This is a genomic window from Peterkaempfera bronchialis (genome assembly GCF_003258605.2).
GTDB lineage: Bacteria > Actinomycetota > Actinomycetes > Streptomycetales > Streptomycetaceae > Peterkaempfera > Peterkaempfera bronchialis.
In genome coordinates this window covers 1,486,629-1,500,843 of the sequence record NZ_CP031264.1, presented here as the reverse complement: position 1 = coordinate 1,500,843, position 14,215 = coordinate 1,486,629, and the positions used below count along the sequence as shown (strand labels likewise).

14 protein-coding genes and 1 riboswitch are annotated in these 14,215 nt (G+C 72.7%); of the genes, 7 read left to right on the top strand and 7 right to left on the bottom strand.

The features are described from left to right. Window positions 1-16 precede the first annotated feature (16 nt). Both C7M71_RS06555 and C7M71_RS06550 read left to right on the top strand, forming a co-directional pair. Window positions 17-1,330, top strand: coding sequence for a L,D-transpeptidase (locus C7M71_RS06555; protein ID WP_111491919.1), 1,314 nt, complete (start codon window positions 17-19; stop codon window positions 1,328-1,330). Window positions 1,331-1,478: 148 nt separating this feature from the next. Then, window positions 1,479-2,108, top strand: a complete 630-nt coding sequence (locus tag C7M71_RS06550) for a hypothetical protein (protein ID WP_162824153.1) — start codon at window positions 1,479-1,481, stop codon at window positions 2,106-2,108. Here C7M71_RS06550 and C7M71_RS06545 read toward each other — a convergent pair. The 5 genes from C7M71_RS06545 to ctaE form a co-directional block, all read right to left on the bottom strand. Next, the gene (locus C7M71_RS06545) at window positions 2,105-2,485 is read right to left on the bottom strand and encodes a GntR family transcriptional regulator (RefSeq protein ID WP_111491921.1); all 381 of its coding nucleotides are present in this window, start codon (window positions 2,483-2,485) and stop codon (window positions 2,105-2,107) included. The two genes, C7M71_RS06550 and C7M71_RS06545, sit on opposite strands and share 4 nt — an antisense overlap. A gap of 150 nt (window positions 2,486-2,635) precedes the next feature. Further along, a complete protein-coding gene (qcrB, locus tag C7M71_RS06540) occupies window positions 2,636-4,294 on the bottom strand; it encodes a cytochrome bc1 complex cytochrome b subunit (protein WP_111491922.1) in 1,659 nt (552 codons plus the stop codon). Further along, entirely contained in the window at window positions 4,291-5,343 is a 1,053-nt protein-coding gene (qcrA, locus tag C7M71_RS06535) for a cytochrome bc1 complex Rieske iron-sulfur subunit (protein ID WP_229758577.1), read from the bottom strand. Before qcrA ends, qcrB begins: the two co-directional genes overlap by 4 nt. Window positions 5,344-5,351: 8 nt before the next feature. Continuing rightward, the gene (gene qcrC, locus C7M71_RS06530) at window positions 5,352-6,155 is read right to left on the bottom strand and encodes a cytochrome bc1 complex diheme cytochrome c subunit (RefSeq protein ID WP_111491924.1); all 804 of its coding nucleotides are present in this window, start codon (window positions 6,153-6,155) and stop codon (window positions 5,352-5,354) included. A gap of 69 nt (window positions 6,156-6,224) precedes the next feature. Continuing rightward, window positions 6,225-6,845, bottom strand: a complete 621-nt coding sequence (ctaE, locus tag C7M71_RS06525; protein ID WP_111491925.1) for an aa3-type cytochrome oxidase subunit III — start codon at window positions 6,843-6,845, stop codon at window positions 6,225-6,227. 173 nt (window positions 6,846-7,018) lie between these two features. Between ctaE and C7M71_RS06520 the strand changes: the two genes are divergently transcribed. The 3 genes from C7M71_RS06520 to C7M71_RS06510 all read left to right on the top strand — a co-directional run bounded on the left by C7M71_RS06520 (window position 7,019) and on the right by C7M71_RS06510 (window position 10,528). Further along, the gene (locus tag C7M71_RS06520) at window positions 7,019-7,450 is read left to right on the top strand and encodes a response regulator transcription factor (protein WP_111491926.1); all 432 of its coding nucleotides are present in this window, start codon (window positions 7,019-7,021) and stop codon (window positions 7,448-7,450) included. A gap of 127 nt (window positions 7,451-7,577) precedes the next feature. Then, entirely contained in the window at window positions 7,578-8,651 is a 1,074-nt protein-coding gene (gene trpD / locus C7M71_RS06515; RefSeq protein ID WP_111491927.1) for an anthranilate phosphoribosyltransferase, read from the top strand. 94 nt (window positions 8,652-8,745) lie between these two features. After that, a riboswitch (SAM riboswitch) is annotated at window positions 8,746-8,865 on the top strand. A gap of 256 nt (window positions 8,866-9,121) precedes the next feature. Beyond that, window positions 9,122-10,528: an aminotransferase class V-fold PLP-dependent enzyme gene (locus C7M71_RS06510; RefSeq protein WP_111491928.1), complete on the top strand. Its 1,407-nt coding sequence runs from the start codon at window positions 9,122-9,124 to the stop codon at window positions 10,526-10,528. A 21-nt stretch (window positions 10,529-10,549) separates the two neighbouring features. Here the strand turns inward: C7M71_RS06510 and C7M71_RS06505 are convergent, their stop codons facing one another. Together C7M71_RS06505 and C7M71_RS06500 are read right to left on the bottom strand one after the other, a co-directional pair. Then, a complete protein-coding gene (locus C7M71_RS06505; protein WP_111491929.1) occupies window positions 10,550-10,831 on the bottom strand; it encodes an Lrp/AsnC family transcriptional regulator in 282 nt (93 codons plus the stop codon). Between the two features lie 58 nt (window positions 10,832-10,889). Continuing rightward, entirely contained in the window at window positions 10,890-11,723 is an 834-nt protein-coding gene (locus C7M71_RS06500; RefSeq protein WP_111491930.1) for a rhomboid family intramembrane serine protease, read from the bottom strand. A 175-nt stretch (window positions 11,724-11,898) separates the two neighbouring features. On the opposite strand from C7M71_RS06500, the gene C7M71_RS06495 reads away from it, so the two are divergent. Both C7M71_RS06495 and C7M71_RS06490 read left to right on the top strand, forming a co-directional pair. Then, window positions 11,899-12,150: a hypothetical protein gene (locus tag C7M71_RS06495; protein ID WP_111491931.1), complete on the top strand. Its 252-nt coding sequence runs from the start codon at window positions 11,899-11,901 to the stop codon at window positions 12,148-12,150. 454 nt (window positions 12,151-12,604) lie between these two features. Beyond that, window positions 12,605-14,143, top strand: coding sequence for an NYN domain-containing protein (locus C7M71_RS06490; protein ID WP_111492433.1), 1,539 nt, complete (start codon window positions 12,605-12,607; stop codon window positions 14,141-14,143). The last annotated feature ends 72 nt before the right edge of the window (window positions 14,144-14,215 follow it).

Sequence of the window (14,215 nt, the reverse complement as noted above, 5' to 3'; positions counted from 1 at the left end):
TGAGACGGAGGCAGCGATGAGCACTGCGGTTGGTCGGAGATCGCGGGTGGGCCCGTCGCGCACGGTGAAGGTGCTCGGCTCCCTCGCCCTGCTCGGCACCGCCTGCACCACCTCGCACCGCGCCGACACCGACGTCAGCCCGCCGAAGAGGCTGGACATCGCACCGCTGGTCCGCCTGACACCCGCCGCCGGCCACGCCGCCGACCCGGCCGCGCCGCTCACCGTCTCCGTGGTCAGCGGCCGACTCACCGACGTCACCGTGACCGCCGCCGACGGACGGCAGGTCGCCGGAGCCCTCGCCGCCGACGAACGCAGCTGGCGCAGCACCTCGCCGCTGGCCGCCGGCGCCCGCTACACCGTGCTGATCGGCGCCGACGACGGCCGGGGCGGACGCGGCGAGACCATCGCCACCCTCACCACCAAGCCCGGACCCGCGCTGCTCACCGCCGAGCTGGGCCCCGGCCAGCAGGACGGCGGGTCCGGTGTGTACGGCGTCGGCGAACCCGTCACCGTGACGCTCTCCCGCCCGGTCCATGAACCGGCCGCCCGCGCGGCCGTGGAGCACGGTCTCAAGGTCACCTCGCAGCCCGCCGTCACCGGCGCCTGGCACTGGGTGGACGACACCACCCTGCACTTCCGCCCGGAGCACTACTGGCCCGCGCACACCGCCGTACAGGTCGCCTTCGACGCCCAGGGGCGGCACATCCGCAAGGGCCTCTACGGCGGCGCTCCCAGCCGGATCTCCTTCCGCACCGGGGACCGGGTGGTGGCCGTGGTGGACGCCGCCAGCGACTATCTGACGTTCCGCCGCAACGGGACGGTGGTCAGGACCATCCCGGTGACCACCGGCAAGCGCGGCTTCGAGACCCGCAACGGCATCAAGGTGGTGCTGGGCCAGGAGGCCGAGGTGCGGATGGACGGGGAGACCGTCGGCATCTCCTCGGGCAGTTCGGAGGCGTACAGCCTGGATGTGAGGTGGGCGACCCGGGTCACCTGGAGCGGCGAGTATGTGCACGCGGCGCCCTGGTCGGTGGGCTCGCAGGGCCGGGCGAACGTCAGCCACGGCTGTACCGGGATGTCCACCGAGAACGCCCACTGGTTCTACAGCCAGGTCCGGGTCGGCGACATCGTCCAGGTGGTCAACAGCAAGGGCCATGGGATGGAGCCGTTCGGCAACGGCTTCGGCGACTGGAACCTCTCCTGGAGCGCCTGGCTGGCCGGCTCCGCCGGTGGCGGGCCGGTCTCCACCGGGGCCCCCGGCATGTCCGGCGGCGCCGCCCCGGGGGACATCCAGGCCCGCCCGGCCGGAACCCTGGCGCCGCTGCTGTGAGACCGCCGTCATGAGAGCCATCAGACCGAAGCCGAGGTGAGCCGGCCCCCGCCGGGCACCGTATCCAGGATCCGAGCATGTGCGTCGCTCCGGCGGCCTCCCCCGGGAGCCCGCCGGCCGGGTGGGGGCATCTGGGAAGGAAGTGGCCATGGGTGGTGCGACTCGTCCCGCCGCGCGCCGCAGAGGGATGCCGGTCGCCGGGGGCCTGCTGATCGGCGGCCTGCTGGTCGCCGGCACAGCCGCCGCCGGGCTGGCCGCGCTCTCCGGAGGCGGTACGCCCCCGGCTCCCGGCCGCCTCCAGGCGGTCAAGGTGCTCGGCGTCAGCCAGACCCCCGACTGTGCGGCCCTCACCGCGGCGCTCGGCGCGGGCCGGGCGGTGGACACCGCCAAGGCCATCGCCTGCGACCAGCAGGAGTCCAACGCCATGGAGGCGCTGCGGCAGGACGCCCGGGCGCAGGGCAGGCGGTCCGCCGCCGGGTCCAGCCCCACCTGTTCGGCGGTCGACCGGCGGGCCGCCGCCGGGGACCCCACGCTCGACTACGACCTGGCCTTCCACTGCCGCCAGCGGGAGCGGTACGCCGGCCGGACCAATGAGCTGGACGGTATGTCGGAGGGCAGTTTCACCGCCTTCTGCCGGGGGGTCAGGGCCCGCCGCGACCGGGGCGAGCCGGTGGACCCCTTCCCGCAGGCGTTCTGCGCCCAGGAGTCGGGCACCGTCCCCTGGCACGCCGCCTCGCCCCCGGCCGCCCCCAGCTCCGGCCCGACCGGCGGACCCTAGGGCTGTTCCGACTCCCCGTAGGCGACCCGCAGCGCGGTCGTCACGGCCCGCAGAGCCTCCTCCGGGGTCAGGCCCAGGTGCCGGGCCCGCTCGGCGTACGCCTCGGCCGCAGCCGCCGCCCTGCGGTGGGCCGCGTCACCGGCGGCGGCGATGACCGTACCGTGCCGGCCCCGGGTCTCCACCGCGCCGTCGGCCTCCAGCTCGCGGTAGGCGCGGGCCACCGTGTTGGCCGCCAGGCCCAGTTCGGCGGCCAGCGCCCGCACGGCAGGCAGCCGGTGGCCGGTGGGCAGCTCGCCGGAGCGGGCCAGCTCCGCGATCCGCGCGCGGATCTGCTCATACGGCGGGACGGGGGAGGACGGGTCGACGGTGATCTGCACGGTACGGGTCCCTCGGGCTCGGCGGGGCGGCAGGTGTGACGGTGCGGGTGACGGTGGGTGGTGGCCCCATTGTGGCGGCAACGGCCGAGGGCCCGCCCCCGGCGGATGCCGGGGGCGGGCCCTCTGGGTGGCGTAGCAGGTGCGGTCGGGTCAGTGGTGACCGTGGCCGCTGGTGATCTCCTTGTACTCCTCGGCGGTCGGCTTGGGGATCTGGCCGTCCTCGCCGAAGTAGCCCCGGGAGATCTTGGTCCGCAGCTTCTGGGAGAGCGTCACCTTGCGGGCGACACCGTTCTCGTCCACTGCGGCGGGGAGCTCGGCCGGCTTGAGCTGGTCGTGGGCGGTCAGCTTGTGCAGCTGGGCCGGCGACAGCGGCTGGTGGACCTCGATGAACTCACCGTGCGGCAGGCGCTTGATGATGCCGCTCTCGCGGCCGTGCAGCACCTTGTCGCGGTCGCGGCGCTGGAGACCCATGCAGATCCGCTTGGTGACCATGAAGGTCAGCACCGGGATCACAAAGAACCCGATCCGCATCGTCCAGGTGATCGCGTTGATCGACAGATGGAAGTGCGTGGCGAACAGGTCGTTGCCACCAGCGATCAGCAGCACCAGGTAGAGGCTGATCCAGGCCGCGCCGAAGCCGGTGCGCACGGGCGCGTTGCGCGGGCGGTCCAGGATGTGGTGCTCGCGCTTGTCGCCGGTGATCCACGCCTCGATGAACGGGTAGACCCAGATGGCCACCAGCACCAGCGGGAAGATCATCAGCGGGATGAAGACACCCAGGTTGAGGGTGTGGCCCCAGGCCCGGATCTCCCAGCCCGGCATCAGTCGGATCAGGCCCTCGGAGAAGCCCATGTACCAGTCGGGCTGCGCGTCGGTGGAGACCTGGTCCGGCCGGTACGGGCCGACCGACCAGACCGGGTTGACCGTCGCGATGGCCGAGATCACCGCCGTGACACCGAAGACCAGGAAGAAGAAGCCGCCGGCCTTGGCCATGTAGACGGGCATCAGAGGCATGCCCACGACGTTCTTCTCGGTCCTGCCGGCACCGGCGAACTGGGTGTGCTTGTGGTAGACGACCAGGATCAGGTGTCCCACCAGCAGGCCCAGCATGATGCCCGGGATCAGCAGCACATGGACGGTGTAGAGCCGGGGGATGATGTCGTGGCCGGGGAACTCGCCGCCGTACAGGAACATCGACAGGTACGTGCCGACCAGCGGCACCGCCAGCACGGCGCCCTCCATGAACCGGATGCCGGTACCCGACAGCAGGTCGTCGGGGAGCGAGTAGCCCATGAAGCCGTCGAACATGCCCAGGATCAGCAGCAGCGCACCGAAGATCCAGTTGATCTCACGGGGCTTGCGGAACGCGCCGGTGAAGAAGACGCGCATCATGTGGACGAGCATGGCGGCCACGAAGAGGATCGCGGCCCAGTGGTGGATCTGCCGGATCAGCAGACCGCCGCGCACATCGAAGCTGATGTCCAGGGTGGAGGCGTAGGCCTCCGACATCCTGATGCCGTTCAGCGGCGCATAGGAGCCGTGGTAGACGACCTCGCCCATGCTCGGCTTGAAGAACAGGGTGAGGTAGACCCCGGTCAGGATGATGATGATGAAGGTGTAGAGGCAGATCTCGCCCAGCATGAAGGACCAGTGGTCCGGGAAGATCTTCCGCATGTTGGACTTGGCCAGGCTGTAGATGCCGAGTCGGCCGTCCGCCCAGTCGGCAGCCGCCTCGGCCTTGTTGGCCGGCTTGGCTCGGCTGCTGCTCGGCTTGCCGCCGCCGGAGGCGGCGCTGCTCGCGGCACTCATGCGCGTTCCCAGTAGCTCGGGCCGACGGGCGCGTTGAAGTCACCCGTGGCGATCAGGTTGCCCTGCGCGTCCGTCTTGATCGCCAGCTGCGGCAGCGGGTGGCCGGCCGGGCCGAAGATCACCCGGGCGCCGTCGGCGAGGTCGAACGTGGACTGGTGGCAGGGGCACAGCACGTGGTGGGTCTGCTGCTCGTACAGGCTGATCGGGCAGCCGACGTGGGTGCAGATCTTCGAGAAGGCGAGGACGCCCTCGAAGCCCATGTCACGCGAGGGGCGGTCCTTGATGTCCTCCGGCGCGATGCGCACCAGCATCACCGCGTCCTTGGCGATGGCCTCCTGGAAGTTCTCGGAGTCCATCGACAGGGTCTCGGGCATGGCGAAGACCAGCGAGCCGACCGTGATGTCCTCGGCCTTCAGCGGCTGCTCGGTGTTCATCGAGACCAGCTTGAGCGGCGCGGCCGGGGTGGCCTGGTCCCAGCCGGTGTGCTCCAGCTTCTTCTCGGGCAGCGGCCCGAGGTCGCGCAGCAGCACCACACCGGAGAGCGGGACCAGCGCCATGGAGCCGATCAGGGTGTTGCGGAGCAGCTTGCGGCGGCCGAAGCCGCTCTCGGCGGCGCCCTGCTTGAAGTCGGCGATGACCTTGCTCCGGACCTCCTCCGAAGCCTCGATCGGGTGGCGCTCGTCGGCGACCTCGACGTCCGACATCAGCGTGCGGGCCCAGTGGACCGCGCCGGCGCCGATGCAGAAGAGCGCGACGCCGAGGGTGATGCCCAGGGCGAAGTTGAGGAGGCTGACGTGGCCGAACGGCCAGATGAACACGATCGTGTCGATGTCGAAGGCGACATACGAGGCGATGAAGGCGACGGTGGCCAGCATCGAGACCGTGAACAGCAGCGCCACCTGGCGCTCGGCGCGCTTGGCAGCCCGCTCGTCGATGTCCGTGCGGCGGACCTCGTGGGGCGGCAGCCCCGGGTCGGCGAACGGGTCGTCGTGCGCGGCCACCTCGTGGCTCTCGGAGCTGCGGCGCTCCGGCAGGTTCTCTTCAGACATGTCCTGGCTCATGACTTCTTGGCCTTGGTGGTGTGGGCGGCGACCCAGATGGCGACGGCGATCAGCGCGCCCAGCCCGAAGATCCAGCCGAAGAGGCCCTCGGCCACCGGGCCGAGGCTGCCGAGGTCCATACCGCCCGGGCTGGGCGCCTCGGCGGCGTGGCGGACGTATGCGACGATGTCGCGCTTCTGCTTCTCGGGCATGACCGAGTCGGGGAAGGAGGGCATGTTCTGCGGGCCGGTCTGCATGGCCTCGTAGATGTGCTTCGGCGAGGTGCTGTCCAGCGCCGGGGCGTACTTGCCGTTGGTCAGGGCACCGCCCTTGCCGGCGAAGTTGTGGCACTGCGCGCAGTTGGTGCGGAAGAGCTCTCCGCCCGCGGCGACGTCACCCTTGGCCGGGTCGTACTGGCCCGGCAGCGGGGGCACCGGACCAGGGCCGAGCGAGGCGACATACGCGGCGAGCTGGTCGATCTGGGCCTGCGAGTAGATGTTCTTCTTGGCAGGCACCTGCGCGCCGGGCTGCTGCGCCGGCATGCGTCCGGTACCGACCTGGAAGTCGACCGCAGCCCCGCCCACGCCCACCAGCGTCGGGCCGTCGCTGGAGCCCTGGCCGTTGAGGCCGTGGCAGGAGGAGCAGCCGACGGCGTAGAGCTTCTTGCCCTCCTCGATGCTGAGCGACTGCGAGGAGGTGTCGGCCTGCGCCTTCTCGGCGGGCGCGAACGCGGCGTACAGCCCCCCGGTGGCCGCGAGCGCGAAGAGTAGGACGACAAGCGCCGCCAGCGGGTGGCGCCGTCGTGCGGAGAGCTTTTTCACGGATAACCCCGGTGTGAGGATCTTGGTCGTCTGGAGGTGCCGGTCGGCAGGCAGGTCGGCCGGTGACCGCTACTTGATCAGGTAGATGGTCGCGAAGAGGCCGATCCAGACGACGTCGACGAAGTGCCAGTAGTAGGACACCACGATGGCGGCCGTGGCCTGCTCGTGGGTGAACCGCCTGGCGGCGTACGTACGGCCGAGGACCAGCAGGAAGGCGATCAGGCCACCCGTCACGTGGAGGCCGTGGAAGCCGGTGGTCAGGTAGAACACCGTGCCGTACGGGTCCGAGGACAGCGACAGGCCGTCCTCCTTGACCAGCTCGGTGTACTCGAAGATCTGACCGCCGATGAAGATCGCGCCCATGATGAAGGTCAGCACGAACCACGAGCGGAGCTTCTTCACGTCGCCGCGCTCGGCGGCGAAGACACCCATCTGGCAGGTGAACGAGGAGAGCACCAGGATCGTGGTGTTGGTCGCGGAGAAGGGCACGTTGAGCGCATGCGCCTTCGAGTGCCAGAAGTCGGGCCCCGTCACGGACCGGAGCGTGAAGTACATCGCGAAGAGGGCCGCGAAGAACATCAGTTCGGAACTCAACCAGACGATGGTTCCGACGCTGACCATGTTCGGTCGGTTGACCGATCCGTGCGCGTGCCCGGTTTCTACTGCTGTTGCTGTCGCCACGACCGACATTATGTCGGTCCCTTATTCCGCCTTCACTCCGGGGGTGGTCCCTCGGTGTGTCCAGCTTGTGACGTACCCTCCAACGGCTCAGGCGGGGTGTCGCGGGCCGTGATCCGGAGTACCATCCAGCAGCAGTCAAGTGGTCCCGATCACATCCCGCCGAGTCCCCGGGGGCATCGTCCATGGCGCACGAGACCGTCACCGTCCTCGTCTACAGCGACGACCGCAATACCCGCGAGCAGGTGCGCCTGGCCCTCGGCCGGCGGCCCGCGGCCGACCTGCCGGCGGTGGAGTACCTGGAGTGCGCGACGGCGCCCGCGGTGGTCCGCGCGCTGGACGCCACCCGTAAGAGCGGAGGCGGCATCGACCTCTGCGTGCTGGACGGCGAGGCGGTGCCGGCCGGCGGCATGGGCCTCTGCCGCCAGCTCAAGGACGAGATCTACGGCTGCCCGCCGGTGCTGGTGCTGATCGGCCGGCCGCAGGACTCCTGGCTGGCCGCCTGGAGCCGCGCCGACGCCGCCGTCTCCCACCCGGTCGACCCGGTGGCACTGGCCGGAGCCGCGGCCGAGCTGCTGCGCTCCCGGGCCGCCGACCGGGCGCACGCCGCGTCCTGAGCCGTCCCGCCAGGAGAGCCCGTCTCACCAGGAGAGAAGGGGTGCCCGGATCGAGGCGCCCCTTCTCTCCTGCTGGATAGGGTGGCCTTTTCCCTACTGTCCGTACAGGCGAAGGCTGGAGTTGGTCATGGCGAACGTGGCACCTGCGAACGGCGGCGGCGACCCCGTGCAGGCACGGTCCTGGCCGGATGTCCTGACTGCACTCGTGCAGCGCCAGGACCTCACCGAGGCCGACACCGCCTGGGCCATGGCACGGATCATGAGCGGCGAGGCCACCCCGGTCCAGGTGGCCGGGTTCATGGTGGCGCTGCGCGCCAAGGGCGAGACCGTGGAGGAGGTCAGCGGCCTGGTCGAGGCGATGTACGCCTACGCCGAGCCGCTGGAGGTCCCCGGGCCCGCCGTGGACATCGTCGGGACCGGCGGCGACCGGGCCAAGACGGTCAACATCTCCACCATGTCGGCGATCGTCGCCGCCGCCGCCGGGGCCAAGGTCGTCAAGCACGGCAACCGGGCCTCCTCCTCCGCCAGCGGCTCCTCCGACGTACTGGAGAAGCTGGGCATCAGCCTGGACCTCTCCGCCCGCCGGGTGGCGGAGGTCGCCGAGGAGGTCGGCATCACCTTCTGCTTCGCGGCCAGGTTCCACCCCGCGATGCGGCACGCCGCCCCGGCCCGCAGCGAGCTGGCCATCCCCACCGCGTTCAACTTCCTCGGCCCGCTCACCAATCCGGCCAGGGTCACCTCCTCCGCGATCGGCTGCTTCGACACCCGGATGGCCGGGATCATGGCCGGGGTGCTGGCCCGGCGCGGCTCCACCGCCCTGGTCTTCCGAGGCGACGACGGCCTGGACGAGCTCACCGTCACCGCCCCCTCCCACGTCTGGGTGGTCCGGGACGGCGCCGTCACCGAGACCGCCTTCGACCCGCGCGACCTGGACATCCCGCTGGTCCCCATCGAGGCGCTGCGCGGCGCCGACGCCTCCCACAACGCCGAGGTGGCCCGCCGGCTGCTGGCCGGGGAGCGCGGACCGGTACGGGACGCGGTGCTGCTCAACACCGCCGCGGCCCTCACCGCGCTGGACCTCACCGAAGCGCCGCTGACCGAGCAGTTGGCGGCCGGTGTCCAGCGGGCGGCGGACGCCCTCGACACCGGGGCGGCGCAACGCACCCTGGAGCGCTGGGCGGCGGCCACCGCGCGCGGCTGACCCGTACGGCAGAGGACCGGCACCGACCCCCCGGCTGTCCGCATCGCGGACGGCAGTGTGGACGGCGGCCGGTCCTCTGCCATAATCCTCGGCAGGTCATGAGTGACAGCACCGCAAGCCCCGGCTGGCTGTCCGGCAACCCTCCGTCCGTGGCGGGGTGCCCCGGGTGAAGACCAGGTCGCACGGCAGAGACGCCGTACGGCAAGCGCGGACCCCTCGTGAGACTTCAGGGGTCCTGGTCCCGAGGAGTCATACCGTGACGAAGCGAATGCGCTAGAGGCCACCGGCCTCCTCCCTCCCCCTCGCCGAACGGCGCGCTGCTCTTCGCGCGCCCCCGTACGGCCCCGGGGTCGACCCACCGCAACCCGCCACAGCCCCGCAGCCCGCCCGGCTGTGCCGCTCCGGCGTGGCTTCGCCGTGCCTCGGTCGCCCCTGCCCGCGCACGCCTTCGCACCTCCAGGAGCCCCGCCATGACCGCTCAGCCCCTCACCGCCGCCTCCGCCGCTTCTGCCTCCGCCGCCTCTGCTGCCGCCGACTGCGGCCCGCTGCCCGTGCTCGGCCGGGAGGTCGAGGTGCCGCTGGTCGGCGGCGAGAAGGTGGCCTACGCCGCCCTCGACTACGCCGCCAGCGCCCCGGCCCTCCAGCGGGTCTGGGACGACGTCGCCGCGTACGCCCCCTACTACGGCAGCGTCCACCGGGGCGCCGGATACCTCTCCCAGCTCTCCACCGACCTCTTCGAGCAGAGCCGGCAGGCCGTGGCCGACTTCCTGGACCTGCGCGAGGACGACCAGGTGGTCTTCACCCGGGCCACCACCGACTCGCTCAACCTGCTGGCCTCGGCGCTCCCGGCCGGCACCCGCGTCCTCGCCTTCGAGACCGAGCACCACGCCTCGCTGCTGCCCTGGCGCCGCGACGGCCTCACCGCCGACTACCTGCCCGCCCCCCGCTCGCCGCAGCAGGCCGTGGCCGCCTTGGAGGAGGCACTGGCCGCCGCACCCGAGGGCCCCACGCTGCTCTGCGTCACCGGCGCCTCCAATGTCACCGGCGAGATCTGGCCGGTCGCCGAGCTGACCGAGACCGCCCACCGGTACGGCGCCCGGGTGGTGCTGGACGCCGCCCAACTGGCCCCCCACCACCGGGTGTCGGTGCGCGAACTCGGCGTGGACTGGGTGGCCTTCTCCGGGCACAAGCTGTACGCGCCGTTCGGCGCGGGGGTGCTGGCCGGCCGCAGCGACTGGCTGGACGCCGCCGAGCCGTACCTGGCCGGCGGCGGCGCCAGCCGTACCGTCGCCCGCGCGGCGGACGGCTCGGTCGCCGTGGAGTGGCACAGCGGCCCGGCCCGGCACGAGGCGGGTTCGCCCAATGTCATCGGCGCCTATGCGGTGGCCTCTGCCTGCCGGGCGCTCTCCGAGACCGGCTTCGACGCGCTCCAGGCCCGCGAGCAGCGGCTGCTCGCCCGGCTGCGGACCGGCCTGGCGGAGATCCCCGAGGTGCAGGTGCTCAGCCTCTTCGGCGAGGACCACGCGCGGGTGGGTGTGCTCTCCTTTGTGGTCCGTGGCTGGAACAGCTCGCACCTCGCCGCCGCGCTCTCCGCCGAGTACGGCATCGGGGTGCGCGACGGCCTCTTCTGCGCCCACCCGCTGGTGCGCACCCTGCTCGGCGGCACCGCGGACGCACCCTCGGAGTGCGGCGCCCCCGAGCCCTCCCTGCCGGGGGAGCGCAGCCTCAACGCGATCCGGGTCTCCTTCGGCGCGGGCACGCCCGACGAGCATGTGGAGCGCTTCCTGGCAGCGGTCCGGGAACTGGTCAGCGACGGTGCCCGCTGGTCGTACCGGACCGAGGGCGGGCGCTGCGTGCCGGACAGCCGCCGGGGCTGACCACCCCCGGGGAGGGGGCGGCTACTCGTCCAGGCCGAGGGCGAAGGCCGCCTCCAGGTCGTGCTGCGAGTAGGTCCGGAAGGCGATGTGCGTCTCGGTGTGCTGCACCCCGGGGACCTTGTTGAGGTGGCCGGGGATCACCTCGGCCAGGTCCTCGTGGCTGCGCACCCGGACCATCGCCACCAGGTCGTAGGTGCCGGTGACCGAGTAGACCTCGCTCACGCCGTCCAGCGCGGCGATTGCCTCGGCGATCTCGGGAATCCGGTCGACGGTGGTCTTGATGAGCACGATCGCGGTGATCACACGGGTCTCCTGATCGGGAGGGGGACGGCTGCCGGGCCAGCGTACTGAGGTCCGCCGGTCAGACCGGGTCGGGGTCGGACTCCCGGCGCGGGTCGGCGGCGGGCTGCGGGGACTGCGGGGGCTGCCGGGGGGAGCGGGCGCGGCCGTAGAGCGCCCAGGTGGCGAGGAAGCCGGCGGCGAAGCCGATCACATGGGCGAGATAGGCCACCCCCGGGTCGGAGTCGTCGGCGGAGTGCGCCCACCACCACTGCACGGCGAACCAGAAGCCCAGTACCAGCCAGGCCGGGAACCGCAGCGGCAGAAAGAGCAGCAGCGGCACCAGGCTGGTGACCCGCGCCTTCGGATAGAGCCGCAGCGAGGCGCCGAGCACCCCGGCGATGGCGCCGGACGCACCGATCAGGGTGCGGGTGGCGTCCGCGGTGTGGATCTCGGCCAGGGCGTAACCGTAGGTCGCCACGGTGCCGACGCCCAGATAGAAGGCGAGAAAGCGCAGCCGGCCCATGCGGTCCTCCACATCGCGGCCGAAGACCAGCAGGAAGAGCAGATTGCCCAGCAGGTGCAGCCAGCCGCCGTGCACAAAGAGCGAGGTGACCACGGAGAGCGCCGGGACCTTGCCGGGGACCTCGGCGGGCGGGCAGTGCGGCGCCCCGGCCGGGGGCGGCGGTACGGCGGCGGGGGAGAGCGGCCGGTTGGTCAGCAGTTCCTCCGGGACCGCCCCCCAGCGCTGGGTGTAGCGCTGCTGGGCGCAGCCGCGCTGCTGCGGCGAGCCGTACAGCGGGTCGAGGCCGGAGGCCGGGCCGGTGACGAAGACGGCGGCGTTCACCGCGATCAGCGCATAGGTCACCAGGGGCAGGCGCCGGACCGGGCTGTCGTCGTGCACCGGGATCACCATGGTTCGGAGCATTCCCCGGTGCGGTGGATCCGGCACTGCGGGGTGCTGCGGACGGGCGAGCCGTACCACCGGGGACCGGGCGGTCCCGAGGCGCGAACGAGTGCCCGCGGGCAGGGCCTCAGGCCATAGGGTTTGGCGTACGCGAATCGCCCGGGACGACCGAGAGGACCCCCACATGCCTGTCCCCGTGCCCACCGCAGGGACCCGGTGGCGCTGCACCCTGTGCGGCAACCTGACCCGCTTCGACGTCACGCGGACCTCCCGTGTGGTGGAGTTCGTCCACCTCGACCTGGCGGGCGAGCCCTCCGTGGAGGAGCGCGAGGTGCTCAGCGAGAGCGTGGAGTCGGTGCGCTGCCGCTGGTGCAACGCCGTGGACCAGGTGGAGCTGGTCGACCGGCCGGGCGCCGGCGAGGCCGACTCGGCCTGAACCGGGCCGTGGTTCGGCCGGCGCACTGCCGGGCAGGAACCGGCACGCGGGAGAATCGAAGGTAGCGGTGTACGGGGAGGCGCCGGACGAGACGGATCGGAGTCGTGGACGTGGTGGACAGAGCTGGAACGGCCGCCGGACCGCAGGGGCGGCAGCCCGCTGCGCGGGGAGCGGCCGATGACGCCGGGGTCGGGGCGGGCGCGGTCGGCGCCGGCGGCCGTGGCCCGGACGGCGTCCCCGGCTCCCCGACGAAGCCCCGGCCTCCGGCGTCGCCGCCCCGGCCGACGCCCCCACTGCCGGCACCCCCGGCGACGGCCCGCCCGGGGACGCTGCGGCAGGGGGTGGCTCTTCCGCCGGTGAGGCTTCCGGTGGTGCTGCCGCCGGCGGTAGTTCGGTTGGTGCTTCGTCCTCCGGCGCCCCCGGCGCAGCCGCTGCTGCTTCCTCGGGCGGCAGCATGTCCGATGGCGGGTCGTCCGGGGACGCTGCGGTCGGGGGTGGCTCTTCCGCCGGTGAGGCTTCCGGCGGTGCTGCCGCCGGCGGTAGTTCGGCCGGTGCTTCGTCCTCCGGCGCCCCCGGCGCAGCCGGTGCTGCTTCCTCGGGCGGCGAGCCGTCCACCGAAGCTGCTCCCGGCGGCGGTTCGGCTGGGGATGCCGCCGCGGCCGACCATGGCGAGGACGAGAGCGGCGAGCGGTTGGACCGGCCGCTGCCGGAGGGGGTGCGCCGCCGGGTCGTCGGGATAGCGGCGGACGCCCTGGGCAGCCTGCCCGCCGCCGAGCTGCCCGCCGGTCTGCGGCCGTACGCCAAGTTCACCCCGGCCCGGCGGGCCAAGTACGCCGCCACCGCGCTGGCCGCCGCGCTGGCCGCCGAGCCGCTCTTCCGGCTGCGCATAGCGGACCGGCTGCGGCTCGGCCAGCCCGAGCTGGTGCGGGCGCTGGAGAGCGGTACGGCCCCGGCCGCCGCCGATCCGATGGATGTGGCCGCCGCCGCCTATCTGGTCCGGTCGCGCGGCTGGAGCCGACTGGTGGCCGACGCCGGCGAGGAGGCCGAGCGGGCCGACGCCGAGGGCACCGCCGCCGAGGCCGTACGCCTGGCGGAGAAGCTGGAGGGCGAACTGGCCGCGCTGCGCGCCTCCGCCCGCACCGACGCCGATCGGCTGCGCGGTGAACTGGACGCCGCCAAGCGGGAGTCGGACGCGCTGCGCAAGAAGCTGCGCAGCCTGGAGAGCGACACCCGCCGCGCGGAGGCCGCGACCCGGAAGGTGGCCGCCGAGCTGGAGGCGGCCCGGGCGGCGGCGCAGGCCGAGCGCTCCACCGCCGAGGGCGAGGCCCGGCGGCTGCGGCATCGCGTCGCCGAACTGGAGTCGGCCCTGGAGGCCGGCCGCCGTACGGCCCGCGAGGGCCGCAGCGTGGAGGACATGCGGCTGCGGCTGCTGCTGGACACCGTGCTGCACGCCGCCCAGGGCCTCCAGCGCGAGCTGGCGCTGCCGGTGACCCGGATGCGCCCGGCCGACCTGGTGGAGGCGGTGGCGCCCGGGGCGGCCTCCCCGCACGATGTCGCCCGGCGGGCGCTGGCCGAGGACGACCCGGCGCTGCTGGACCAGTTGCTGGCGCTGCCCCAGGTACATCTGCTGGTGGACGGCTACAACGTCACCAAGACCGGCTATCCCATGCTGCCGCTGGAGCAGCAGCGCCTCCGGCTGCTGGGTGGGCTCTCCATGCTGGCGGCGCAGAGCGGCGCCGAGGTGACCTGTGTCTTCGACGGGCAGGACCTGGACACGCCGGTGATCATGGCGCAGCCGCGCGGGGTGCGGGTGCGGTTCAGCCGTACCGGGGAGACGGCCGACGAGCTGATCCGGCGGCTGGTGCGGGCCGAGCCCGACGGCCGGCCGGTGGTGGTGGTCTCGTCCGACCGCGAGGTGGCCGACGGTGTACGGCGGGCCGGTGCGCGGCCGGTGTCGTCGGCGCTGCTGTTGAGGCGGCTGGTTCGCACCTGAGGCCGGGGGTTGGCCGCTCAACTGGTTCCCCACTATGGTCTGTTGTCAAACCTCCGTCCCAACTGTCACTCG